The sequence below is a fragment of the Mesorhizobium sp. BH1-1-5 genome, assembly GCF_020165615.1.
Lineage (GTDB): Bacteria > Pseudomonadota > Alphaproteobacteria > Rhizobiales > Rhizobiaceae > Mesorhizobium.
On sequence record NZ_JAIUIM010000002.1, the window covers coordinates 199,741 to 224,889 of the forward strand.

A 25,149-nucleotide genomic window follows, 5' to 3' on the forward strand; every position below is an offset into this window, starting at 1 on the left:
GGCTATCCCGCCGCCGGCAAAATCTTGCCCGGGTTCATGATGTTCAGCGGATCGAGCGCCTGCTTGATCGTGCGCATGACATCGACGCCATGGCCGAGCTCGTGGCGCAGGAAGCCGACCTTGCCCTGGCCGATGCCGTGCTCGCCGGTGCAGGTGCCCTCCATGGCAATGGCGCGCATGTTGAGCCGGGCGACGAATTTCTCGGCGAGCGCGATCTCGGCCGGATTATCGACATCCATCAGCACCAGCACGTGGAAATTGCCGTCGCCGGCATGGCCGACGATCGGTGCTACCAGTCCCATTTCCGCGATGTCGGCTTCGGTCTCGGTGACGCATTCGGCAAGCCTGGAGATCGGCACGCAGACGTCGGTCGACAGCCCCTTGGCGCCCGGGCGCAGCGTTAGCGACGACCAATAGGCATCGTGCCGCGCTTTCCAGAGCTTTGTTCGCTCCTCGGCGACACTGGTCCACAGGAATGGTCCGCCGCCATTCTCCTCAGCGATCATGCCGAACGTCTCGGCCTGTTCGGCGACTCCGGCGTCGCTGCCGTGGAACTCGACGAACAGGCACGGGCTCTCCGGATAGTCGAGCTTGGAATAGTTCTTCATCGCCCGCATCTGCAGCGCGTTGACCAGTTCGATGCGCGCCACCGGAATGCCCATCTGGATGGTCGCGATCACGGTGTTGCAGGCCGCCTCCAGGCTCGGAAACGGGCAGACGCCGCCGGAGATCGCCTGCGGAATGCCCTGCAGCCTCAGCGTCAGCGAGGTGATGATGCCGAGCGTGCCTTCCGAACCGACCAGAAGCCGCGTCAGGTCGTAGCCGGCCGAGCTTTTCTTCGCCCGCTTGCCCGTAGTCACCGTCTCGCCGTCGGCCATGACGGCGGTCAGCGACAGCACGTTTTCGCGCATCGTGCCGTAGCGCACTGCATTGGTTCCAGAGGCGCGCGTCGCCGCCATGCCGCCGAGCGAGGCGTTGGCGCCCGGATCGATCGGAAAGAACAGGCCGGTGTCGCGCAGGTGCCTGTTGAGGTCCTCGCGCGTCACCCCGGGCTCGACGGTGCAGTCGAGATCCTGCGGATTGACGGCGAGGATCCGGTTCATGCGCGAGGTGTCGATGGAGATGCCGCCGCCCGGCGCGTTGGTGTGGCCCTCGAGCGAGGAGCCGACGCCGAAGGCGATGACCGGCACGCGGTGGGCGGCGCAGGCGCGCACGATCTCCTGCACATCCGCGCTCGTCTCGACGAAGGCGACGCCGTCCGGCGCCTGGGTCGCGATATAGGTGGTGGTGTGCGCGTGCTGGCCGCGTATCGCCTCGCCGGTCTGGAAGCGCTCGCCGAAGCGCTGCTTGAGGATGCCGAGCACCGTGGCGATGCCTTCCTCGTTTCGTTCGACCGGGTTGAGGTCGCTCAAAGCCATGAATTCCTCCGCGAATGGACCAGCGGCCACCCTTGTTATGCAGCTATGGATGATGCCTAAAGCAATTCGAGGACAAGTGCCAAGCGGTTAGGCTCGGCGACTTTGCGCCAGAACAACGAGAATCTTAGCAGCCACGCCCTGTCCAGCGACGATCAAGGAAAACCAATGACGATCCCTGCCCCTATCATTTCCCGCCCATTGGCGATCGAGAAGGACTGGATCGACTATAATGGCCATCTCAACATGGCCTATTACAACGTGCTGTTCGACCGCGGCACCGACGAAGCGTTCACAATGATGGGAGTGGACGCAAACTATACCAGGGAGCGCCACCTCAGCGTCTACACCGCGGAAGTCCATGTCTGCTACGTGCGCGAGCTGCATCTCCACGACACGGTCATGGTCTCATTCCAGCTCATCGATCATGATGACAAGCGGTTGAGAACCTATCAGGAAATCCGCCATGTCGACGGCTGGCTCGCCGCCACGTCCGAAACGCTGTCGCTGCATGTCGACATGGACGGACCGAAGGTCGCTCCCTTCCCTGCCGATGTGATGGCCAAGTTGGAAGCCGTGCGCGCCACCCATGCGGCGCTGCCGATGCCGGAGCGCGCCGGCCGCTCGATCGGCATCAAGCGCAAGAGCGCTTGAAGCACCCGAACGCCCGCGTTAACCTTACCAAGGTTTTAACGTGAACAAGTCGGTTGAGTCCGTTGAACGACTCACTGGCGCGTTCGAAAACCGCCCCGGGTTTGCGCGCGGGCGGCTGGCGGAATGCGGTGCGAGGACAGTGCATGAAAACCGACATCAAGGTCGAAGTGGAACGGTTGGCGGCCGATCCACGCATTACCGACTATGATTTCTGGCGATCGCTGAAGAACGTCAACAACGAGATCTTCCACATCGCCAACAACAACGAACCTATCCCGTTCGACATGATCCGCTGGCGCGCGATTCTGAAGCAGGCGCGCATGAAGCGCGGCCACGCCTGACCTTCCTGTTCCTGCGCAATTCCGAACCGCGCGGCGCTTTCCGGGATTGCTCTATCGGCCCGTTACTTCTGCTTGAAGCCACCCAGCGGCGAGCGCGGCTCGACCGGTGACGACTGGATGATGGCGGTGTTGGTCATCGCATAGGGGATGATCCGGTCGATGACGCGCTCGAGCTCGCTCACCGAGCCGACATGGGCGAGCGCGATGAAGCAATCCTCGCCGGTCACCCGGTCGCATTGCGCGATTTCCGGCAGTTCGCGGATGATGTCCGCCACCACGGAAAGTTGTCCCGGCACGGGCCTTATCCTCAGCCATGCCGACAGCTTCATGCCGAGAGCGGCCGGGTTGATCCTGACCGTGTAGGCCTCGATCACGCCGTTCTCCTGCAGCTTGCGGATGCGCTCCGCGACGCTCGGCGCCGACAGCCCGACCGCGCGCGCCAGTTCCGCCGTGCTGATGCGCGCATCCTTTTCCAGGAGCCGCAGAACCTTCAGATCGATCGCGTCGAGATCGACATTTTCGCTTCGAAGGTTTTTCAAATCGAATCTCTTCCATAAGAAAGCAAAATGGCTTCCAAGCCATTCACGACGCATATAGTTCGCGAATTTCGCCTGCGATAATGCGCGCATGAAAACTCAAACGCAAATCCCTGCTGCAAACCGGGCCACCGGTGATGCCGACGCGCGGCCCGCCCTCGCCCGCCCCACGACACTTGCTGGAATGGCCAACACGTTGCCGCCGCATGTCTGGTTCTGCGTCAGCGCCGTGTTCCACTATCTGGGGCCGGCCTTCGCGGTGCTGCTTTTCGACCAGGTCGGGGTGCTCGGCATGGCCTGGCTGCGCATCGCCACCGCCGCTCTGATCTTCGCCCCGTTGACCAGACCCTGGCGCGTTTTCGCCGACGCGGATCGCGCTCAGCGGCTCCTGTTGCTGGCATTCGGCATCTGCCTGGCGGTGATGAACTGCTCGTTTTATCTGGCGCTCGACCGGCTGCCGATCTCGCTGGTGGCGGCGATCGAATTCGTCGGCACGATCGGGGTGGCGCTGGTCGGCCTGCGCAGCCGGCGGAACTTAGCTGCGCTGGCCGTCGCCGTCATCGGCACCTTGCTGCTCATAGACGTGAAATGGTCCAGCGATCCGGTCGGCTTGTTCTGGGCTTTTTTGAACGGCGCGCTGTTCGTCGGCTACATCGTGATCGGCCACCGCGTCGCCCAGGCAGGCATCGGCATCGCCGGCCTCGGGGCCGCCATGGCGATCGCATTCCTTATCGTGTTGCCCATCGGCTTCCGCGAGGCGCTGCCCGCCTTCTCATCGCCGCAACTGCTCGCCGCCGCTATCGGCGTCGGCGTCTGCTCCTCGGTCATCCCCTACATCTGCGACCAGTTCGCCATGGCGAGGCTGCCGCGAGCGAGCTTCGCGCTGATGCTCTCGCTCCTGCCGCTCACGGCAACGCTGATCGGCGTCATCGTGCTGCACCAGGTGCCGAGCATCACAGACTGCATGGGTATCGCGCTGGTGATCGCAGGCGTCGCCTTCCACAAGCCGGCGGCAAATGCCTAGACGACTCGGCTATGCGAGCTTGTCTTTCAGGAAGGCGATCGTTCGACCCCAGGCGAGATCGGCGGCCTTCTTGTCAAAACGCGCGGCCGAGGTGTCGTTGTTGAAGGCATGGTTGGCGCCCTCATAGACATAGACCTTGTATTCGACATGCGCGGCGTCGAGCGCCTTCTTGTAGGCATCGATGCCGGCATTGGTGCGCGTATCGAGCCCGGCGTAGTGCAGGAGCAGCGGCGCCTTGATCTTCGCGGCGTCCTCGGCCTTGGGCTGCATGCCGTAATAGGCGACGCCGGCGCTGAGGTCGGGCGCATGGACGGCGAGTTGGTTCACCGCGCCGCCGCCCCAGCAGAACCCGACCGCCCCGACCTTGCCGTTGCCGTCCTCGAGGCCCTTGAGATAGGCGATCGTCGCCACGCCCTCTGCCGCGACTTGGGCAGCGTCGAGCTTGGTGAACATGTCGCGCGCCTTGTCCTCGTCGGAGGGGGTGCCGCCAAGCGGCGACAGGAAGTCCGGCGCCAGCGCGACGAACCCTTCCAGCGCCACACGCCGCGCGACATCGCGGATATGCGCGTTGAGACCCCTGTTCTCATGGATGACGATGACGGTGCCGCGCTTGCCGGACTGACCGGCCGGCTTGACCAGGTAGCCCTTCATCGCGCCGCTTGAACCGGGATAGGTGATGTCCTCGCCCTTAACGCGGCTGTCGTCCTCGGCGACGATCGCCGCCTTGGCGGAATTGGCCGCCAGCATCGGCGCGATCGCGGCCGCCGCGGCGCCCGAGCCCGCCAGCTTCGTCAATTGCTCCATGAAGCGGCGGCGGTCGAGCGTCAGATGCGTGTATTCGTCATACGCATCGATCATCGCCTGAGTGATGGCGGGTTCGGTCATGGCTGTCCTCGACAGTTCAGGGATGATCCGCAAGATAGGGTCGAGAATCACGCGGTCCAGTCACGCTCGGGTGACGATCCCTTGCAGAGCCTTAGTAGAGCCGCTTTGCCGACAAGCCAGCTTGATTCATCACGTTTTGGTCATTTCCGAAAGTCTTGATGGTGTTGTCACATTAGGGGGCGAGGTTGCCTGAGCCGCCGCACCGACACGAATGACGAAAGGGGAATGCCATGAACGTCCAGGATATCATCAACACCGTTTCCTCGAAGGCCGGCCTCGACGAGCCGACCACCGAGAAGGTTGTCGGCACCATCTTTTCCGTGCTCGAGCACGAGGCTGAAGGCACCAGCGTTTCGTCCTTCTTCGACCAGATCCCCGGCGCCGGCGCGCTAGCCCAGAAATATGACGTGATGGCCGCCGGCGCGGCGGCAAGTTCGGGCGGCGGACTTCTGTCGTCGCTGCAGGGCGCGCTTGGCGGCGTGCTGGGCGAAAAAGCCGGCGCGCTGATCAACGGCGTCGCGGCGCTCAAGGCTTCGGGCCTCGACATGGCGCAAATCCAGAAGGCCGGCGAGACCTTGATCCAGCAGGCCGAGGCCGCCGCCGGCCCTGACCTGACCAACCAGGTGTTGGACCAGGTACCGAGCCTGAGGAGCCATCTCGGGCTTTGAAGCATTCCGAACGGGTCCTGGGTGGCCATTCGGCAACGGGCTGATTCGCTTTTTTGCCGGTCGCGTTCGACGACAGATCGCGGGATATCCCGCCGGATGCGGCTCTGTTTGCCTGGAATATCGATATTATTCCTACTTTAGAACCTTCGTACATATTCCGGAAACCATTTCCATAGCCGCCAAGGCTCCGTTAATTGCAATTAACCACCCATTAGAAGTTGCATCCGATTGTGCTGATTGAACTATCGGTATCCGCATTGGGGGCGGCTGCCTTTCATCGCCTCGGTCAAACCCCTCGCCCGGATATGGCAATCGGCCGTTCGCGCTGACGGACGCCGGGCGGCCGTTTGAGGAGGCAAGAAGGTCCGGCACCCCCGAAAACGAAGGGTTACCCGGCCATGATGCGCGTCATCTCCTGCGTGACGGTCGATCACAATTTGTGGCTCGTGCTGGTCGCTGCGCTGGTCTGCAGCGCTGGCTCCTGGGCGACGATCCGGCTTTTCCTGCGTGCGCATGAAGCCAAAGGCCTGCAGCAGGTCGGCTGGCATTTCCTGACCTCGGTCTGCGCGGGATCATCCATCTGGTGCACGCATTTCATCGCCATGCTGGCCTACGATCCCGGCGCCCCGATTGCCTTCGATCCGGTGCTGACGATCACCTCGCTGTTCATCGCCATCACCGGCACCGCCGCCGGCTTCATCGCGGCAACGACCCACGCTCCGCGCGTCGCCCCGATCGTCGGAGGCGTCATCGTCGGCCTCGCGATCTCCGGCATGCACTACACAGGCATGGCCGCCTATCATGTCGACGGCATCGTCGAATGGAACACGACCTATATTGCCGCCTCTGTCCTGCTCTCCGTGGTCTTTGCCTGCCTCGCCGTGAGCGCCGCCCTCAACGAGCGGCTGTCCGGTCGCAACTACTGGGCCGCGGCCGTTCTGGTGCTGGCCATCGTCAGCCTGCATTTCACCGCGATGGCGGCGGTGCAGGTGACGCCGCTGGTGACGCGCGGCGCCAATGGCGATGCGATGGCCTTGCACGCCATGGCGCTCGGTGTTGCCGTCGCCGGCCTGATCATCATCGGCACGGGCCTTGCCAGCTATCTGATCGACGACCGGACGCGCTCGGAAGCCTTCCAGCGCCTGCATCATCTGGCGATGAACGACACGCTGACCGGGCTGCCCAACCGGGCGAACTTCAACGATCATCTCGACCGCGAGATCGACCGGGCCCGCGAGCTCGGCGGCAAGGTCGCGGTGATCGGCATCGATCTCAACCGGTTCAAGGAGATCAACGACATCTGGGGGCACGGCGCCGGCGACCAGACCTTGAAGAACCTGGCCGAGCGCATGGGTGCGCTGCTGCAGGAAGGCGAGTTCGTCGCCCGCCTCGGCGGCGACGAGTTCGCCGGCGTGAAGCGCATGAAGAACCAGTCGGACCTTGTCGATTTCATTTCGCGCCTCGAAGCGGCGCTGTTCGCGCCGATCAGGGTCGGCGACATCGAAACCACCACCGGCGCCAGCCTCGGCATCGCCATCTACCCGAATGACGCGCACAACCGCGAAACGCTGGTCAACAACGCCGACCTTGCCATGTACCGCGCCAAGGCGAACATAACCCAGAATGTCTGCTTCTATGAGCAGGCCATGGACGAGGCCGTCCGCGCCAACCGGACACTGGCCAACGACCTGCGCGATGCCGTCGAGAATAGCCAGCTCGACCTCCATTACCAGGTCCAGACTTCGGTCTCGACCGGCGACATCCGCGGCTATGAGGCGCTGTTGCGCTGGAAGCATCCGACCAGGGGCAATATTTCTCCGGCCGAGTTCATTCCGCTGGCCGAGGAAAACGGTCTCATCCTGCCGCTCGGCGAGTGGGTGCTGCGCACCGCTTGCGCCAAGGCCGCCTCCTGGGATCATCCCTACAAGGTCGCGGTCAATCTCTCTCCGGTCCAGTTCGCCCATGCCGACCTGCCGAAGCTCGTCCACGAGATCCTGCTCGAGACCGGGCTCAAGCCGAGCCGGCTGGAGCTCGAGATCACCGAAACCACCATCATCGCCGACAAGATCCGCACCTTGAACATCCTGCGGCGGATCAAGGCGCTGGGCGTCACCATCGCCATCGACGATTTCGGCACCGGCTATTCCTCGCTGGAGACACTACGCGCCTTCCCGTTCGACAAGATCAAGCTCGATCGCTCCTTCATGTCGGAGGTCGAAACCAGCCCGCAGGCCAAGGCCATCATCCGCGCCGTTCTGGCGCTCGGCCAGAGCCTCCACATCCCGGTGCTGGCCGAGGGCGTCGAGACGCACAGCCAATTGTCGATCCTGCGCGCCGAAGGCTGCAACGAGGCGCAAGGCTTCCTGCTCGGCCGCCCGGCGCCCTTCGGCGAGATCTTCGCGCTCGGCCACCGCGCCGAGGTCGCGACAAGCGCAGCGTCGTTTACGGCACCTGCCCAAGCCGTTGCCTAGCGCATAGGTGTGCTGAGATTCAGGTCAGGCCGAGCCGAGAATGGCTCGGTCCGAGAACCGGAGCGGAGCGTGCTAAAGTACGTGAGCACCGGAAGCGCAGGACCGGGCCATTCGCAGGCCGGCCTCACCTGAATGTCAGCGCACCTATTTGGGCAGCGTGTAGGCCATCACATAGTCGCCCGGCTTGGTGCCGACCGAGCCGTGACCGCCGGCGACGATGACGACGAACTGGCGGCCGTCGGCAACCGTATAGGTCATCGGTGTCGACTGCCCGCCCGCCGGCAGCCGCGCCTGCCAGAGCTGCCTGCCGGTGGTGAGGTCGTAGGCGCGCAGATAGTCGTCGACGGCAGCGCCCAGGAACGCGACGCCGCCGCCCGTGATCATCGGCCCGCCAATGCCTGGAACGCCGACCTTGAGCGGCAGAGGCAGCGGCGTCATGTCGTAGACGGTGCCGTTGCGGTGCTTGTAGGCGATGTTTCCCGTCTTGAGGTCGACGCCGGCGACATAGCCCCAGGGCGGCGCCTGGCAGGGAACGCCGAGCGGCGATAGGAACGGCCCCATCACCACCGCGTAAGGCGCGCCCTCGTTGCGGTTCAGCCCCTGCTCGCTGCCCTTGGTGTTGTCGCCCGGCGCCGGCACGTCCGCGCGCGGGATGAGCTTGGACGTGAAGGCGAGATATGTCGGCATGCCGAACATCACCTGCCGCACCGGATCGACGGCGACGCCGCCCCAGTTGAAGACGCCGAAATTGCCGGGATAGATCAGCGAGCCCTGCAGCGAAGGCGGCGTGTAGCGCCCCTCATAGCGCAGCTTCTTCAACTCGATCCGGCACGCCAGTTGGTCGAACATGGTGATGCCCCACATGTCGGCGCCGGTCAGCGGCTTCGGATTGAAGGAGAGGTCCGAGGCCGGCTGCGTCGGCGAGGCATGATCGCCCTCGATCGCGCCGCCGGGCGCGGGCACTTCCTTCACCGGAATGATCGGCTCGCCCGTTCGCCGGTCGAGCACGTAGAGATCGCCCTGCTTGGTCGGCCCGACCAGCGCCGGCACCACGCCGCTCGCCGTGGTGATGTCAACCAGCGACGGCTGCGCCGGCACGTCCATGTCCCACAGGTCGTGATGCACGGTCTGCCGTACCCAGCGCAATTGCCCGGTGTTGAGGTCGAGCGCGGTGATCGAGGAGGAGAATTTCTCGACATTGGCGCTGCGGCCCATGCCGAGCTGGTCCGGCGTCTGGTTGCCGAGCGGCACATAGAGCAGCCCGAGCTTTTCGTCGGCGCTGGCGGTCGACCACATGTTGGGCGAGTTGTGCGTGTAGGTTTGCCCGGCGGGCAGTGGCGTCGTCACGTCCGGATTGCCGGAATCCCAATTCCACAACAGCGCGCCGCTGTCGACGTCGAAGGCGCGGATGACGCCTGACGGCTCCTCGGTCGAGTAATTGTCGTTGACCGCGCCACCGACGATGATCTTGCCGCCAACGATCAGCGGCGCCGACGTCGAATAATAATAGCCCGACTTCGGATAGGGCATGTTGGCCATCAGGTTCAGCGTGCCGCCCTCGGCGAAGGACGGACACGCCTGCCCGCTCGCGGCGTCGAGCGCGATCAGCCTGGCGTCGGAAGTCGGCAGATAGACGCGCGCGGCACAAGGCTGGCCGGCGGCGACTTTGGCGTCGGCGTAGTAGGACACGCCACGGCAGGTCTGGTGCTGGCGATCGGGATCGAGCTTGATCTTCGGGTCGTAGCGCCATTTCTCCTTGCCGGTCGCGGCATCGATGGCGATGGCGAAATTGTGCGGCGTGCAGATGAACAGCGCGGCGCCCACTTTCAGAGGCGTCACCTGGTAGGTCGTCTCGCCGATATCGTCGGGGCCTTTCACGTCGCCGGTACGGTAGGTCCATGCCGGCTGCAGCTTGGCGACATTGTCGGGCGTGATCTGGTCGAGCGGCGAATAGCGCTGGCCGAACGGCGTGCGGCCGTAGAAGTGCCACTCGCCGGCCGGCGTGTCGCCGCCGAGATTGGCCGCCGTGGCCACCTTTTCAGTGCCGAGCGTGCCGCCGATATCCTTGGGATCGGCGGTCATCGAATAACCGGCGACCGCAAGCGATGCCAGCACGGCCAGGATCAGCGGCGCGCGTCCGTCCGGCCCCCGCAAGCCCCGCCTTGCCCACGGCGTCAGCAGCCACAAGGCGATGAGCACGATGATGCCGCCGCGCGGACCGAGCTGCCACCAGTCGAAGCCGATTTCCCAGACCGCCCAGCACAAAGTGGCGAGCACGAACAGCGCGTAGAGCCAGAGCGAGGTCGACCTGCGCCTGAAAAGCAGCCAGCCGGTGACCAGGAAGACCAGGCCGGCGATCAGGTAATACCAGCTGCCACCCAGCGCGACGAGCCAGATGCCGCCGCCGCCGAGAACGAGACCGATGAGGAAAAGGACGAGGGAGGTGATGGTGACAGCCAAGACGTGCTCCTTCGACTGTTGCGCGCTTTCAAGCAATTTCAGGAAAAGTGTGAAGCGGTTTTCCGTCCGGAATTGCGTCAAACAAAAGATAGAGCGGTTCCAGGCGACGACACGCCGTCCCCTGCCTGCGCAGCTTTCCCCTGCCCGCTCCGGCTGTCAAGTTGGTCCGGGACACGCGAAACTAGAACAAAACGTAGACAGTTCTGGTCTTTCGCCCCCGAATCACTACATTCGGTGGCGATGTCGGGCTTTTCCGAGGACATGCCTTTTTTCGATGAACCGAATGCGCGGCCGGCGGCGGCCCCATCCGGCATAGCCGCGCGCGCCATGGCGGCGCGTAGCGGCCAGAACAGTGCGCCTGATTATCTGAAGGGTTTGAACCCGGAGCAGCGGCTCGCCGTGGAGACGACCGAAGGTCCGGTTCTGGTGCTCGCGGGCGCCGGCACGGGCAAGACGCGGGTGCTCACCACCCGCATCGCCCACATCCTTGCCACCGGCAGGGCTTTCCCCTCGCAGATCCTGGCCGTCACCTTCACCAACAAGGCCGCGCGCGAGATGAAGCAGCGCATCGGCCACCTGATCGGCGAAGGCAATGTCGAGGGCATGCCCTGGCTCGGCACCTTCCACTCGATTGGAGTGAAGCTGCTTCGCCGGCACGCTGAGCTCGCCGGGCTGAAATCGGATTTCACCATCCTCGACACCGACGACGTGGTGCGGCTGATCAAGCAGCTGATCCAGGCCGAAGGGCTGGACGACAAGCGCTGGCCGGCGAAAACCTTCGCGCAGATGATCGACGGCTGGAAGAACAAGGGGCTCGGCCCCGACGAAATCGCCGAAGGCGATGCGCGCAGCTTCGCCAACGGCAAGGGCCGCCAGCTCTACAAGGCTTATCAGGAACGGCTTCAGACGCTGAATTCCTGCGACTTCGGCGATCTGCTCTATCACCCGATCCGCATCTTCCGCGCCTATCCGGACGTGCTGAAGGAATATCACCGCAAGTTTAAATACATACTGGTCGACGAGTACCAGGACACCAATACCGCGCAGTACATGTGGCTTCGCCTGCTGGCCCAGCGGCCCAATGTCGGGCGCAGCGCATCGGCCGAAGGCCGCAAGCCCGACCGGGCGTCGGCCGGTCAGGCCGCCCCCGCGGAGGCCAGCGAGCGGAGCGAGCGCGCGGCCGTGAGCGAGAACAAAGTGAACATCTGCTGCGTCGGCGACGACGACCAGTCCATCTATGGCTGGCGCGGCGCCGAGGTCGACAACATCCTGCGCTTCGACAAGGATTTCCCGGGCGCCACCATCATCCGGCTGGAGCGCAACTACCGCTCCACCGCGCATATCCTCGGCGCCGCTTCCCACCTCATCGCCCACAATGAGGGCCGCTTCGGCAAGACGCTGTTCACCGACCGCGACGACCCCGAGGACGACAAGGTGCATGTCCATGCCGCCTGGGACTCCGAGGAAGAGGCGAGAGCCATCGGCGACGCCATCGAGGCCTATCAGCGCCCCGATAGACAAGGGAATCGGCACAAGCTCAACGACATGGCGATCCTGGTGCGCGCGTCTTTCCAGATGCGCTCCTTCGAGGACCGCTTCATCACGCTCGGCCTCAACTACCGCGTCATCGGCGGCCCGCGCTTCTACGAGCGGCTGGAAATCCGCGATGCGCTCGCCTTCTTCCGCGTCGTCGCCAATGGCGGCGACGACCTCGCCTTCGAGCGCATCGTCAACACCCCGAAGCGCGGGCTCGGCGAAGCCACCATCCGCCAGATCCACGACACGGCGCGCGCCATGCGCATTCCAATGCTGGAGGCCGCGGCCACACTTGCCGAAAGCGACGAGTTGAAGCCCAAGCCGCGCGCGGCGCTGCGCGAGGTCGCGGCCAATTTCGAGCGCTGGCAAAAGGCGCTGGAAGCCACGCCGCACACCGAGCTCGCCGAGACCATCCTGGAGGAAAGCGGCTACACCGACATGTGGAAGAACGACCGTTCGGCGGATTCGCCTGGCCGGCTGGAAAACCTGAAAGAACTGATCCGCTCGATGGAGGAGTATGAATCGCTGCGCTCCTTCCTCGAGCATGTCGCGCTGGTCATGGACGCCGAGCAGAATGCCGAGCAGGACGCGGTCTCGATCATGACGCTGCACTCGGCCAAGGGCCTCGAATTCGAGACCGTCTTCCTCCCCGGCTGGGAGGAAGGCCTGTTCCCGCACCAGCGCGCGCTGGATGAAGGCGGCCGCTCCGGCCTCGAGGAAGAGCGCCGGCTCGCCTATGTCGGCCTGACGCGGGCGAAAAAGAACCTGCACATCTGGTTCGTCTCCAACCGTCAGATTCATGGACTGTGGCAATCGACCATCCCGTCGCGCTTCGTCGATGAACTGCCGGAAACCCATGTCGAAATCGCCGACAGCGGCAACAGCTATGGCGGCTACGGCAACCCCTATGGCGGCGGCTCATTTGCTTCCGGACGCGGCGGCGGCCGGCAGAATCCCTACGGTGCCTCGCGCTTCGACAATGTCGGCGCCAAGGACCAGGGCAGCTTTTCCAACACCTATGCCACGCCCGGCTGGCAGCGCGCGCAGGCCAACCGCACCGAGGCCACCGACCGCAACTGGGGCACCCGCTCCGGCCACCAGGTCGAGCGCATCGGCTATGGCGAGACCGATAGCGGCTATGGCGCCGGCCGCACCTCGGTCAAGGGCCGCACCATCGAAGGCGAGCTGGTTGCCAAATCCGTCGCCGACACCCCGTCCGCCTTCAATGTCGGCGACCGCGTCTTTCACCAGAAATTCGGCAACGGCAACATCGCGGCCATCGAGGGCAACAAGCTCACCATCGACTTCGACAAGGCCGGCCAGAAACGCGTGCTGGACGGGTTTGTGGTCGGCGTTTGAAGTTCACAGCCGACCCAACCGAATTCTCCTGCCTCACCGATACCTTGCCTGGTTCCACTTGTGGCCGAGCAGCGACAGGATGATGATCAGCCCGTTGAAGAACTGCACGTAGAAGCCGCTCAGGCCTGCCGCCACCACGCCGGTCTGGATGAACGACACCGTGACCGCGCCGATGGCGCCGCCGACGACGGTGCCGATGCCGCCCCAGGTCGGCGTGCCGCCGACGAACACCGAGGCCAGCACGGGCAACAGATAGCCGTCGCCCGCCGTTGGCCACCAGGTGAAGTTGATCATCACCGAGAACGTGCCGGCGATCGCGGCCCCTATGCCGGTGAAGACGAACACCTTCACCCGCACGAGCTTGACGTCGATGCCCATCTGCTTGGCGCTGTCCGGATTGTCGCCGACGACCTTCACCTGCGCGCCGAAGCGGTGGCGGTTGTAGAGCAGCGCCGAGAAGACGACGAAGGCGATCGCCCAGAAAATCTGCACCGGAATGCCCCAGAGCTGGCTGGAGAAGATCGCGTAGGCCGAGCTGTCGGCAAGGCCGGTCAGCGCCATCGACTTGCCCTCGTTGATGATCTGGATCAGGCCGCGCAGCAGGAAGTTCATGCCGAGCGTGGCGATCAGCGACGACAGCCCGCCATAGACGACCAGCGACCCGACGAGGAAGCCGAGCAGCGTGCCGGTGACCAGCGCCGCCGCAATGCCGATGAACGGATCGTAGCCCGCCTGCACGACCAGCGCGAAGACCCATGAGGCGAAACCCATCGTCGCGGGAAATGACAAGTCTATCTCGCCGCAGGTGACGACGAAGACCAGCGGTACCACCACGAACAGCGCGACGGGAAGCGTCGTCAGCACCGAGCTGTAGAGATACCAGGTGGTGAAGACGGTTGGGTTGGCGATCAAGAACACCGCCATCATGACGATGAACACGGCCAGCGTGCCGAGGGCCGCGCGGTTGTCGAGGACGAAGCCGCGCAGCCAGTGTTCGGACGGATGGCTCCATTCCTTAGCCGCTTGGCCGCTTGTTCTTCCCAGAGAAGACTGCAGATCGGGTTCCATGGCCTTGCTCATCACGCTCTCTGCTCCGCGTCCGTGCCCTCGTGCAGGCCCGGCAACCCGCCAGGATGCGCCACATCTTCCATAAAGTTGATCAGGTCGTCGGCCGACTTGACCTCGCTGCGGTCGGTCGTCAGCGCCACCTTGCCGCGATCGAGCACCACGAAACGGTCGGCGATGTCGAAGACGTGGTGGATGTTGTGGCCGATGAACAGGATCGAGCGGCCGCTCGCCCGCACCTGGCGCACGAAATGGAAGACCTTGGCGGTCTCGGTCAAGGACAGCGCCGTCGTCGGCTCGTCGAGGATGATCAGCTCGGCCTGCTTGTAGATGGCGCGGGCGATCGCCACGCCCTGGCGCTCGCCGCCCGAGAGCTGGCCGACGATCGAGTGCGGCGTGAACACTTTCGAGGTGAAGCCGATCTCACGCATCAGCCGGCTCGCCTCCTCGACCTCCTTGTTAACCTTCAGCCAGCCGAGAAAGCTTGTCAGCTCGCGGCCCATGAAGATGTTGCGCACGATGGTCTGCTGCACGGCCAGAGCCCGATCCTGGAACACCGTTTCGATGCCGGCGTCGCGCGAGCGCGCCGCGCTCCATCCGCTGACCGGCTTGCCGCGCACCAGGATATCGCCGTTGGTCGGCTTCACCACGCCCGACAGTATCTTGATCAGCGTCGACTTGCCGGCGCCGTTGTCGCCGATCAGGCCGACCACCTCGCCGCGATCGACGCTGAGATTGACCCCGCCCAGCGCATAGACCTGGCCATAGGATTTCTTGATGTCGCGCAGTTCGATGATGCGTTCGCTCATGCGATCCTCGCTGGAATTGTCTGCCTGCCGGTCGTCTCGCCGGCCGGGCAATAATCCCGGCCGGCAGCCTGGGAGGTCAACGCAGCGCCTGCTTGGCAAGCTCGGAAACGATCTCGTAGTTCTGCGGCGTGACGAAGCCGGCGCCGGTATCGACATTCATCGGCGCCAGCCCGAGCACCACCTGCTGGCAGAGGCTGAGGATCGGCAGATAGCCCTGCAGGAACGGCTGCTGGTCGGCCGTCAGCTGCACCCAGCCGCCCTTGAAACCCTCGACGATCTGCGGGCTGGTGTCGAAGCCGAAGTTGAAGATGTCGCCGGGCTTGCGTCCCGCCGCCTGCATGTAGGTGGCGACGTTGCCGAGCATCTGGCCGCCGGGATAGCCAACCGCCTTGACGTCGGGGTGGTTGAGCAGTGCTGCCGTGATCACCGGAATGGCGAGGTTGGGGTCCGACGCCCATTCGCCGCTCGGTGGCGAGGACAGCTGGATGACCTCGACCCCCGCTTCCTTCAGCGCAGCGACCGTGCCGCGCTCGCGCGCGCCGCGGCTCTCGTTTTCGAACGGACCGATCATGATCGCCTTGTCGCCGGCCTTGAGCTTGCCGAGCTTGAACGCCTCGGCGCCGAGCGCGCGGCCCTGCTGCTCCTGCTGCGCGCCGACATAGCCGCCTCCGAACGCGGCCGTCACTTTAGGCACCGGGACGTTCTGGTACATCATCTTGATGCCGTCCTTGTGCGCCTGCTCGGCGAGCGGCATGATCGCGGCGTCGCCCGGATGGCCCATCATGGCGATGCCCTGAGGCTTGACCGCGACCGCCTCGCGCAATTGCTGCACCATCTTCTCGACATCCCACTGGGAGAAGATGTAGTCGACCTTCGGCCCGAGATCGGCGGCCGCCTGCTTGGCGCCATTGTAGACGATGGTGCCGAAGGCGTCGCCCTCGGCGCCGCCGACGAAAAAGCGGATGTGGACGTCCTTGCACCATTGGGCGTCGAGCGCCTGCGCCGGCAAGGTGGAGATCGAGGCGCAGAGCGCCGTGGCGGCCACCACGACGGTCGAGCGCAGAACAGTCCTTCTGGTCGTCATGCTCATGCACGTTCCTCCCTTTTTGTCCCTCGCAATCGGAGGGCGTTTTCGACGATTGCTTCGGCTCAGCGCCGCAGTCTTCAGCCGGCTCCTCCCGCCGGCCGCTGCTCAAGCCGGATTGGGCAGGTAGCTGTTCCCTCCCCGGCATTGCTTCAGGTAGTCGAGCGCGCGCGCCTGGCCGGTGATCTCGAGATCGCCGCGATAGACCGGGTCATGCCAGCCTTCGATGTCGATGGCGCCCTTGTAGCCTGCCGACCGCAACTCGCTGATCACGCGTGTCCAGTCGCTGTCGCCGAAACCCGGTGTGCGCATCTGCACGAAGGGCAGGCGGCCGAACACGCCATGCTCGCGGATCACGTCCCAGCGCACCGTCGCGTCCTTGCCGTGGACGTGGAAGATGCGCGGCGCCCATTTGCGGATCTGCGGAATCGGGTCGATCAGGTAGACGAGCTGGTGGCAGGGCTCCCATTCGAGCCCGAGATTGTCGTTGGGCAATTCGTTGAACATCAGCTCCCAGGCGTCGGGGTTGTGGGCGATGTTCCAGTCGCCGCTCGCCCAGTTGCCGTCCATGGCGCAGTTCTCGAAGGCGATGCGCACGCCCTTGTCGGCGGCCCGCTTGGCCAGCGCCCCCCACACCTCGCGGAAACGCGGCAGGCTGTCGGTCAGCTTCTTGCCGCGGAGGCGGCCGGTGAAGCCGCAGACCATTGAGGTGCCGAACAGATGCGCGTTGTCGATCACCGTCTCCCAGGCCGCGAGCACGCCGCGATCGGCCTCGTCCCCTTCCAGCGGATTGCCGAACACGCCGATCGACGACACCGTCACGTCGGCGTCCCCGATCGCCTCGCGAATCTCACCGGCGAGACGCGGCAGATCCTTGCCGCCCAGCGTCTGCCAGAAGAAAGGCTGGATACTCTCGAAGCCGAGCGGCAGGATCTGCCTTACGTAGGCGGCCGGATCGTCGAGATTCGCCCGCACCATGGTGCCGATCCTGATATCGAGAAGCGGGTTCGGCATCATTGTGCTTCCTGTCTGATCGCCACTCGCCGTCCGGTTTCGGCGCTTTCGATCGCACCGAACACCATGGCGAGGCTCTTGATGTTGTCGGCGCCGCGCGTCTCGGGCTCAGTGCCGGTTTCGATCGCGTGCATGAAATCCTTGATGATGCCGAGATGGCCGTCGACCCGGTCGGCGGGATCGAGCGGTGGCACCTCGATGGCTTGCGTCTTGTCGATGATACCGTCGCGGCCGGTCGCAACCACCTCCGCCTTCAGCCCGTCATGGCCGTCCCACAACAGGCTGCCGCGCTGGGCGACGATGCGCCAGCTGCCTTCCCAGCTCGTGCGGAAGCCGTCGGCGCACCAGGAGCCGGCATAGGTGAAGACCTTGCCACCGCCGAGGTCGAAGACGGCACTCGCCGACGAACCCTGCCGGTACCAGGAATTGGCCGGCTCCCATTCCTGGCAATAGACGCTGGCCGGCTCGCCGGCGACCATGTAGCGGGCGGCATCGAAAGTGTGGATCGCCATATCGAGCAGCAGCACGTGGCGCATCTCCTCGCGAAAGCCGCCGAAATGCGGCGCGACGAAGAAATCGGCATGGATGCTGGTCGGCTTGCCGATGGCGCCGGAATCGAGGAACCGCCTGATCCGCCTGACATCGGCGATATAGCGGCGGTTCTGGACGACGGCGTGAACGCGTCCGGCGCGACGCGCCGCCTCGACAATGGCGCGCGCGTTCTCCGGGCTGTCGGCCAGCGGCTTCTCGGTCAGGAGATGGCAATTATGGGCAAAAGCGGAAAGGGCCACTTCGCGCCTGGCCGCTGGAACCACGACGTCGAACACGGCATCCGGCTTTGTCTGGTCGAGAACGGCGTCAACGCTGGTGCCAATGACGGCGGCGGCAAGCCCGTATTCGCGCGCCCTCGCCTGCGCCCGCTCGGCATCGAGATCGACAAGGCCGGCAACGGCCAGCCCTTCGATCTGCCTTGCGGCGTCGAGCCAGCGGTTGCTCATGGCTCCGCACCCGACCAGGACGACCTTCATCATCCAGCGCTCCTCCCGCTCGGCCCCTCCAGGCCAAGTGTCACAGCGTCGACGGCATCACCGTAAACGTTTACGAGAACACACCCGATGGCGTAGAATGTCAATCACCTGCTCGCGAAAATCGACATCCACTGCTTGGCCTGAGGGTCGGCCGGTGCTAGCGAAGACAGGGGGAGAACGGCCTTGGCGTCCAGCATCCACGATCTCGCGCGTCACCTGAACATTTCGATCGGCACCGTGTCCCGCGCGCTGAACGGCCGCGCCGACGTCAATGCGGAGACGCGCCAGCGTGTGCTCGAGGCGGCCAGGAAGCTGAACTATTCGCCCAACCAGTCGGGCCGCAGTCTGCGCCAGGGCGCCACCCGCTCGATCGCCTTCATGCTGCAGCCGCATCCGGGCGACCAGCAATATGGCGAGCCTTTCTTCATCCCGTTCCTGACCGGCCTGCAGGCGCGGTTCGCCGAAAGCGACCTCGATCTGATGGTCGTCATGGGTGAGCCCGGCCAATATCAGCCGGAGAGGCTGCGCCGCGTGGTTGAAACCCGCCGGGCCGATGCGGTCGTGTTGGCTAACACACGGCGGAAAGACGATCGGATCGACTATCTCAGCAAGGCCGGCTTTCCATTTGCCACGCTTGGCCGGAGTCAGTCCGGCGGCGACACCTATCCTTCGCTCGATATCGATTTCGAGAGGGCGGGCGATGAAGCCGTCGACCGGCTGGTCGCGCGCGGCCACCGCCGCATAGCGGCCATCCGCCCTTCGCTTGATCTCAACTTCGGCTACCTGTTCCTCGACGGCTACCGCAAGGCGCTGAAGAGGCACGGCATCGAAGTCGACCCCGGCCTGATCGCCGACGGCTTCATCAACGAGACCGGCGGCTACGAGGTGACGCCGCGCGTCATGCTCTCCAAGGAAAGGCCGACCGCCATCATCTTCAACAATGACGCCATGGCCCTCGGCGGCTGCAAGGCGCTGGCCGAGATGGGCATCAGGCCGGGCCACGACGTCGCGGTGATCGTCATCGTCGACACGCCGCTTTGCCGCTACTTCTCGCCGGCATTGACCGCCTTCCGTCCGTCGCTGGAGCCGATGGGGCGGCGGCTGGCCGAGATGCTTCTGGCGTCGCTTCCCGCCTTCGCCGGCCCTGAAGGTACGCGCATCATCCGCGAGGTCTGGCCGCTGGAGCTGGCCGCAAGAGAGAGCGATTGAGCACCTCTCCCTTTTCCCCTTGTGGGAGAAGGTGGATCGGCGCGCAGCGCCGAGACGGTTGAGGGGTGTTCCAGCGGAGTGAAACGTTAGCATTCCCTGGAACACCCCTCATCCGACCGAGCTTCGCTCGGCCACCTTCTCCCACAAGGGGAGAAGGAGAGACCCTCCTGTCACGCAACCATCACGTTCGCGTCCTAGACCGCTCGACGGCAAGGGTAGGCCGCATCGTCGATGCCACGCCCTTCTGAGCCAATGGTCGCTCTGCTCGTCAAGAAGGGGATATCGATGAAACATCTCAACCGAACCGTCGCGCTCGGCGTGGCACTTGCCCTGTTCACCGCTCTGACCCCGGCGCTCGCCGACGGCGTCGCCTATGTCAACAAGGGGTTGGTCGGCATCGGCCGCATTCCGGCCAGCCAGAGGGACAAGTTCGGCGAGACCTTCGGTTCCGGCTCCGGCATGTCGATCGACACCAAGGGCTGGGCGCGCGACGGCGCGGGCTATAAGGGCTCGCTCTGGCTGCTGCCGGACCGCGGCTATAACGTCGTCGGCACGACCGACTATCGCCCGCGCCTCAACACGATCGCGATCGAGCTGGCGCCGACCGCTCCAGGTGCCGCGCCCGCCGCTGGGCAGGAACAGACCGGCGTCAAGGCGACGCTTGCCGACACCATGCTTCTGACCGACGACAAGGGCGCCGATACCACCGGCCTCGATCCTCTGAACGGCGTGCGACCGGCCGCCGGCGACATGCCGATCCTGCCGCAGGCCGACAACGGCAAGCTGGCGCTGGACGACGAAGCGATCGTGCGGCTGCCCGACGGCACAATGTTCATCTCCGACGAATATGGACCCAACATCTATCGCTTCTCGGCCGAAGGCCGCCTGATGTCGGCGACGCAGCCGCCCGCGGCCCTGGTGCCGATGCGCCACGGCAAGCCGAACTTCGCTTCCGACAATCCCGGGCCGGGCGCCGCCGAGCCCGATCCGAAGGATCCCGAGACCGGCCGCCAGAACAACCAGGGCCTCGAAGGCATGTCGATGACGCCGGACGGCAAGTTCCTGATCGCCGTGCTGCAATCGGCGACCCGCCAGGACGGCGGCGATTCCGGCTCGACCCGCCAGAACACCCGCGCGCTGGTCTATGATGCTTCCGACCTCGCTCACCTCAAGCTGGCGCACGAATATGTCGTGCCGCTGCCGGTGTTCAAGGACGCCAAGGGCAAGACCAAGGTCGCCGCGCAGAGCGAGATCGTCGCGCTCTCCGACAAGAGCTTCCTGATGCTGGCGCGCGACTCGGGCAACGGCCAGGGGCTGAAGGGCGACGAGTCGCTCTATCGCAAGATCGAGATCGTCGACCTTTCCACCGCGACCGACATCGCCAACGGTCCGTTCGATGCCGCCGACAAGCCGGTCGCGCCCAAGGGCGTCGTTGACCCGTCGGTGACGCCTGCCAAGCTCACCTCCTTCATCGACATCAACGACAAGGGCGAGCTCGGCCGCTTCGGCCTTCACAATGGCGCGCCGAACGACAAGGACAATCTCTCGGAGAAATGGGAAGCAATGTCGCTGGTCTCCGTGCTCGACCCGAAGCTGCCCGACGACTATTTCCTGTTCGTCGCCAACGACAACGACTTCCTCACCCAGGACGGCTTCCAGGTCGGCGCGCCCTACAAGGCCGAGGACGGCGCCGATGTCGACACCACCTTCCTGGTCTATCAGGTCACCTTGCCTGGCCTTTCCGGCAACACCACCCAGTAATGGGACACGGGCGGCGACGGCAGCCGTTGCCAAGCGTAATGGGATGCATGAGCGTCAGGCCTGCGATAGCATCGCGGGCCTGATTCATTTTCGGTGCCCACCATGGATAACAACATGGATGACAAAAAGCCCGCCCGCCGGCGGACCCACGACCTGACCAGCGGCCCGATCCCGCGCACGCTGCTGTTGTTTGCGCTGCCGGTGCTGGGCTCCAACGTGCTGCAGTCGCTCAACGGCTCGATCAACGCGGTCTGGGTCGGCCGCTTCCTCGGCGAGGCGGCGCTGACCGCGACCTCCAACGCCAATCTGGTGCTGTTCCTCATCCTCGGCACGGTCTTCGGCATTGGCATGGCGGCGACTATCCTGGTGGCCCAGTCGGTCGGCGCCCGCGACCTCCCCGAGGCCCGGCGTATCGTCGGCACCAGCGCCACCTTCTTCTTCCTCGTCTCGGTCGTGTTCGCCGTCTGCGGCTGGATCTGGGTCGACGCCATCCTGACCGGGCTCGGCACGCCGGCCGATGCCTTGCCGCTGGCGCGCGCATACTTACGCATCATCTTCGTCGCCGTGCCGATGATGAACCTGTTGTCCTTCGTCATGACCGTGCTGCGCGGCGCCGGCGATTCGCGCACCCCGTTTGTCTTCATGGCACTGGCGGTCGTCCTTGACGTCGTGCTCAATCCGCTGCTGATCCGCGGCATCGGCCCCTTCCCCGCGCTCGGCATTGCCGGCTCGGCGACGTCGACATTAATAGGTCAGACGGTGAGCGTGATCGCCATCCTGATCGTGCTCTATGTGCGCAAACATCCGCTGCGGCTGGCGGGCGCCGATCTCGCCTTGCTCAAGCCGGACCCGGCGCTGCTGCGCATCGTCGTCTTCAAGGGCATTCCGATGGGGCTGCAGATGATCGTCATCTCGGCCGCGGCATTGACCGTGATGGGCATCGTCAATTCCTACGGATCGCAGGTCGCGGCCGCTTACGGCATCGCAGCCCAGCTCTGGACCTATATCCAGATGCCGGCTCTGGCGATCGGCGCCGCTGTCTCCTCGATGGCGGCACAAAATGTCGGCGCCGGGCGCTGGGACCGCATCGGCAAGGTTGCGGCGTCCGGCGTCGGCTTCAACCTGGTGCTGACCGGCGCGCTGGTGGCGCTGCTTTTCGTCTTCGACCGCCCGGTGCTCAGCCTTTTCCTCATCGGCGACAGCGCCGCGATCGACATCGCCGCGCACATCAACAAGGCGGCGTCCTGGTCGTTCATCCTGTTCGGCGTCACCATCGTGCTGTTCGCCACGGTGCGCGCCACCGGCGCCGTCATGCCGCCGCTGATCATCCTGATCATCTCGGTGCTGATCATCCGCACCGGCTTCGCCTATTCCATGCGCAGCGTCATCGGCCAGGAAGCGCTGTGGTGGAGCTTTCCGGCCGGCTCGATCGCTTCGCTGGTGCTGGCCGCCGCCTATTATCGCTTCGGCCGTTGGCGGACCATGCATATGATCGAGGACCGGCCGGCCGCGGGCGAGCCGCCCGACACGGGCCTCGGCGTGCCGCGCCAGCGCGCGCAACTGCTGCCGGAGCCACCGAACAGCTAACACTACCGCGCGTATTTGGCGCCGAAGCCGAGCGCCACCAGCGAGAAGACGATGATCATGCCGGCAAAAGCCAGGCTTGCCATGGTTGCGTTCGCCAGGCTCGACAGGATGCCGATGCCGATCACCGGCAGCGCGTTGCCGCAGAAGCAGCAGATGAAGAAGGCCGACACGACCTCGGCGCGGCGGTCGGCGGGCGCGATCTGATTGACCACTTGCAAGCCGCCGCGATAGCCGAGCGCCGCCGCCACGCCGCAGACCGCCGTCGCGGCGATCATAAGCGCCATCGATGCGTAGACCTGCGCCGCCACGACCAGCGCCACGGCGGGGATCATCAGCGCCAGCGCCGCGAGCATGGTGGAGCGGCTGGAGAGCCAGGCGGTGGCGACGATGGTGATGGCCGCCACAATCGACAGCTCGAAGAAAAGCCCGCCGGCCTCGGCGTGATTGGTTGCATGGAGCTGCTGTGCTAGGATGCTCGGCGCCAGCGCGGCATAGAAGCCGACCAGCGCCATGGCGCCGAAACCGGTCACCGCCGGCGCCACGAATTGCGCGCGGATATTGTCGGGCACCGAAAGCTGTGGCCGAAGCGACACGTCGGAGAACCGTCCCGGCCTGGAGACGGTTTCCCGCGTGCGCCAGATCAGCAGGGTGACCAGCGCAAGCAGGAGGAGATAGACGGCAAATGTCAGCCTGAGCGGCCAGGGCGCATATTGGGCGAGCAATCCCGACATGAGCGCGCCGACGCCGAGGCCGACGAAGTTGGTGCTGGTGGCGATGACGGCGGCGCGCGACTTGTCCTTGCCCTCGATCAGTTCGGCCAGCCACGCGGTTCCGGCGCCCGCGCCGATACCGATGCCGAGCCCGCTGAGGATGCGGGCGATGTCGAGCCAGGCGAGGTTTTCGGCAAAGAGGAAAGACAGCGCGCTGACCAGCGCAACCGCCATCGCGGCGAGTGCCGCAGGGCGGCGTCCGACGGCATCGGACAGGCGGCCAAAAAACAGCAGCGCCGCCAGGTTGCCGACGACGTAGACCGCATAGACCAGCGTCAGCGTGATCTGCGAGAAGCCGAAGGCCTGCTTGTAGATCACGTAGAGCGGCGTCAGCGCGGTGCTGCCGGCAAAAAGCACGGCGATCATGGCGGCGACGGCGGCCTTTGCGGCGCCCCCGCCAAGTTCATTGTCACGCGTCATGGTCTGAGCGTAGCTGGTCATGGCGACCTCCGGCGGTTGCAAGCCCAACGCCTAGTTAATGACGGCTGTTCCAGCCGGCGAACGCCCTCCTGACAATTCTGGCAGGATGGCCAGGCGCCGCGTCCTCCCGTAACGTCTGCCCGGAGTGAGGGAGGAATCATGGGCAAGGGACGGGTCGAGGCATTCACCGATGGCGTCGTCGCCATCATCATCACCATCATGGTGCTGGAGCTGAAAGTGCCGCATGGCGAAGATTTCTCGGCGCTCATGCCGCTGTGGCCGATCTTCTTCTGCTATGTGCTGTCCTTCATCAATGTCGGTATCTACTGGAACAATCTGCACAACATGTTCCACACCGTGCAGCGCGTCGACGGACGCGTCCTGTGGGCCAATCTGAACCTCCTGTTCTGGCTGTCGCTGATGCCGGTGACCACGGCGTTCATGGGAGAGAACCACTTCGCGCCCGCGCCGGTCGCCGTCTATGGCATCGACCTCGCGCTTTGCGCCGTCGCCTACACCATCCTGGTCATCAAGCTTCGTCATCTGCACGGCGTCGACACGACCTTCGCCAAGGCAGTCGGCCATGACAAAAAGGGCAAGATCTCGCTGGCGCTCTATATCGTTGCCGTGCTGCTGAGCTTCTTCAACCAATGGATCAGCGTGGCGATCTATGTGCTGGTGGCGGCCGTCTGGTTCGCGCCGGACAAGCGCTTCGAGAGGCTGATCGAAAAATAGGACCTACTTGCGCATCGCCTTCAGTTTCTCCGCCGCCGAGGCGGCAAGGTCGGCATAGCGTTCCTCCAGCCGTTCGGCCGCCTTGATGACCGGAAAGTCGTGGCCGAACTTTTCCAGGGCGAGACGCAGCTTCTCGGCGAAATCGGCGTGCTTTTCCAGCGCCGAAAACAACGTCTTCACCTGCGCTTCGTCGATGTCGGGATTGGCGAGCATCTTCGGCACCTCGCGGCCCATCTGGTCGCCGTTGGCGGTCTGCTCCTTCAGGATTCCGATCCAGTCGGTCAAATGTCGAACTCCTTTTCAGGACAACATGCGCGG

21 protein-coding genes are annotated in these 25,149 nt (G+C 64.8%); 10 read left to right on the top strand and 11 right to left on the bottom strand.

The window, feature by feature from the left end; translation table 11 throughout:
• Positions 1-2: 2 nt before the first annotated feature.
• Positions 3-1,418, bottom strand: a complete 1,416-nt coding sequence (locus LB572_RS03585; RefSeq protein WP_224666742.1) for an FAD-binding oxidoreductase — start codon at positions 1,416-1,418, stop codon at positions 3-5.
• A 165-nt stretch (positions 1,419-1,583) separates the two neighbouring features.
• On the opposite strand from LB572_RS03585, the gene LB572_RS03590 reads away from it, so the two are divergent.
• Both LB572_RS03590 and LB572_RS03595 read left to right on the top strand, forming a co-directional pair.
• A complete protein-coding gene (locus LB572_RS03590; protein ID WP_224666743.1) occupies positions 1,584-2,069 on the top strand; it encodes a thioesterase family protein in 486 nt (161 codons plus the stop codon).
• Between the two features lie 143 nt (positions 2,070-2,212).
• Positions 2,213-2,410, top strand: coding sequence for a hypothetical protein (locus LB572_RS03595; protein WP_027168755.1), 198 nt, complete (start codon positions 2,213-2,215; stop codon positions 2,408-2,410).
• A gap of 62 nt (positions 2,411-2,472) precedes the next feature.
• Here the strand turns inward: LB572_RS03595 and LB572_RS03600 are convergent, their stop codons facing one another.
• Entirely contained in the window at positions 2,473-2,949 is a 477-nt protein-coding gene (locus tag LB572_RS03600; RefSeq protein WP_224666744.1) for an Lrp/AsnC family transcriptional regulator, read from the bottom strand.
• Between the two features lie 88 nt (positions 2,950-3,037).
• On the opposite strand from LB572_RS03600, the gene LB572_RS03605 reads away from it, so the two are divergent.
• Positions 3,038-3,970, top strand: a complete 933-nt coding sequence (locus tag LB572_RS03605; RefSeq protein WP_412033530.1) for an EamA family transporter — start codon at positions 3,038-3,040, stop codon at positions 3,968-3,970.
• Between the two features lie 9 nt (positions 3,971-3,979).
• Here the strand turns inward: LB572_RS03605 and LB572_RS03610 are convergent, their stop codons facing one another.
• Positions 3,980-4,855, bottom strand: a complete 876-nt coding sequence (locus tag LB572_RS03610) for a dienelactone hydrolase family protein (protein ID WP_140809049.1) — start codon at positions 4,853-4,855, stop codon at positions 3,980-3,982.
• A gap of 230 nt (positions 4,856-5,085) precedes the next feature.
• Here LB572_RS03610 and LB572_RS03615 point away from each other — a divergent pair, with 230 nt between their 5' ends.
• Both LB572_RS03615 and LB572_RS03620 read left to right on the top strand, forming a co-directional pair.
• Positions 5,086-5,523: a hypothetical protein gene (locus LB572_RS03615; protein ID WP_224666746.1), complete on the top strand. Its 438-nt coding sequence runs from the start codon at positions 5,086-5,088 to the stop codon at positions 5,521-5,523.
• Positions 5,524-5,921: 398 nt separating this feature from the next.
• The gene (locus LB572_RS03620; RefSeq protein ID WP_318013984.1) at positions 5,922-7,994 is read left to right on the top strand and encodes a putative bifunctional diguanylate cyclase/phosphodiesterase; all 2,073 of its coding nucleotides are present in this window, start codon (positions 5,922-5,924) and stop codon (positions 7,992-7,994) included.
• Between the two features lie 144 nt (positions 7,995-8,138).
• Here LB572_RS03620 and LB572_RS03625 read toward each other — a convergent pair whose 3' ends face one another.
• Positions 8,139-10,454, bottom strand: coding sequence for a glucose/quinate/shikimate family membrane-bound PQQ-dependent dehydrogenase (locus LB572_RS03625; protein WP_224666747.1), 2,316 nt, complete (start codon positions 10,452-10,454; stop codon positions 8,139-8,141).
• 240 nt (positions 10,455-10,694) lie between these two features.
• On the opposite strand from LB572_RS03625, the gene LB572_RS03630 reads away from it, so the two are divergent.
• Entirely contained in the window at positions 10,695-13,349 is a 2,655-nt protein-coding gene (locus LB572_RS03630) for an ATP-dependent helicase (protein ID WP_224666748.1), read from the top strand.
• A 33-nt stretch (positions 13,350-13,382) separates the two neighbouring features.
• Here LB572_RS03630 and LB572_RS03635 read toward each other — a convergent pair whose 3' ends face one another.
• The 5 genes from LB572_RS03635 to LB572_RS03655 all read right to left on the bottom strand — a co-directional run bounded on the left by LB572_RS03635 (position 13,383) and on the right by LB572_RS03655 (position 18,352).
• Positions 13,383-14,429 carry an ABC transporter permease gene (locus LB572_RS03635; RefSeq protein ID WP_224666749.1) on the bottom strand — a complete coding sequence of 349 codons (1,047 nt, stop codon included), beginning with the start codon at positions 14,427-14,429 and terminating at the stop codon, positions 13,383-13,385.
• A complete protein-coding gene (locus LB572_RS03640) occupies positions 14,429-15,223 on the bottom strand; it encodes an ATP-binding cassette domain-containing protein (RefSeq protein ID WP_224666750.1) in 795 nt (264 codons plus the stop codon). Before LB572_RS03640 ends, LB572_RS03635 begins: the two co-directional genes overlap by 1 nt.
• Before the next feature lie 76 nt (positions 15,224-15,299).
• Positions 15,300-16,313, bottom strand: a complete 1,014-nt coding sequence (locus LB572_RS03645) for a substrate-binding domain-containing protein (protein ID WP_140809065.1) — start codon at positions 16,311-16,313, stop codon at positions 15,300-15,302.
• Between the two features lie 102 nt (positions 16,314-16,415).
• On the bottom strand, positions 16,416-17,324 hold the full coding sequence (locus LB572_RS03650; protein ID WP_224666751.1) for a sugar phosphate isomerase/epimerase family protein: 909 nt from the start codon (positions 17,322-17,324) through the stop codon (positions 16,416-16,418).
• Complete coding sequence (locus LB572_RS03655; protein WP_224666752.1) at positions 17,321-18,352, bottom strand: Gfo/Idh/MocA family protein; 1,032 nt, start codon at positions 18,350-18,352, stop codon at positions 17,321-17,323. Before LB572_RS03655 ends, LB572_RS03650 begins: the two co-directional genes overlap by 4 nt.
• Before the next feature lie 180 nt (positions 18,353-18,532).
• Between LB572_RS03655 and LB572_RS03660 the strand changes: the two genes are divergently transcribed.
• The 3 genes from LB572_RS03660 (at position 18,533) to LB572_RS03670 (ending at position 22,906) form a co-directional block, all read left to right on the top strand.
• Positions 18,533-19,558 carry a LacI family DNA-binding transcriptional regulator gene (locus LB572_RS03660; RefSeq protein ID WP_224666753.1) on the top strand — a complete coding sequence of 342 codons (1,026 nt, stop codon included), beginning with the start codon at positions 18,533-18,535 and terminating at the stop codon, positions 19,556-19,558.
• Between the two features lie 285 nt (positions 19,559-19,843).
• Positions 19,844-21,319 (top strand): esterase-like activity of phytase family protein, encoded by a 1,476-nt coding sequence (locus LB572_RS03665; RefSeq protein ID WP_224666754.1) that lies wholly within the window; start codon positions 19,844-19,846, stop codon positions 21,317-21,319.
• 114 nt (positions 21,320-21,433) lie between these two features.
• Positions 21,434-22,906: an MATE family efflux transporter gene (locus LB572_RS03670; protein ID WP_224666755.1), complete on the top strand. Its 1,473-nt coding sequence runs from the start codon at positions 21,434-21,436 to the stop codon at positions 22,904-22,906.
• A gap of 2 nt (positions 22,907-22,908) precedes the next feature.
• On the opposite strand, the gene LB572_RS03675 is transcribed toward LB572_RS03670, so the two are convergent.
• The gene (locus LB572_RS03675) at positions 22,909-24,117 is read right to left on the bottom strand and encodes an MFS transporter (protein WP_224666756.1); all 1,209 of its coding nucleotides are present in this window, start codon (positions 24,115-24,117) and stop codon (positions 22,909-22,911) included.
• 138 nt (positions 24,118-24,255) lie between these two features.
• Here LB572_RS03675 and LB572_RS03680 point away from each other — a divergent pair, with 138 nt between their 5' ends.
• Complete coding sequence (locus tag LB572_RS03680) at positions 24,256-24,831, top strand: TMEM175 family protein (RefSeq protein ID WP_224666757.1); 576 nt, start codon at positions 24,256-24,258, stop codon at positions 24,829-24,831.
• Positions 24,832-24,834: 3 nt separating this feature from the next.
• On the opposite strand, the gene LB572_RS03685 is transcribed toward LB572_RS03680, so the two are convergent.
• A complete protein-coding gene (locus tag LB572_RS03685) occupies positions 24,835-25,116 on the bottom strand; it encodes a hypothetical protein (protein ID WP_140806920.1) in 282 nt (93 codons plus the stop codon).
• Positions 25,117-25,149: the final 33 nt, after the last annotated feature.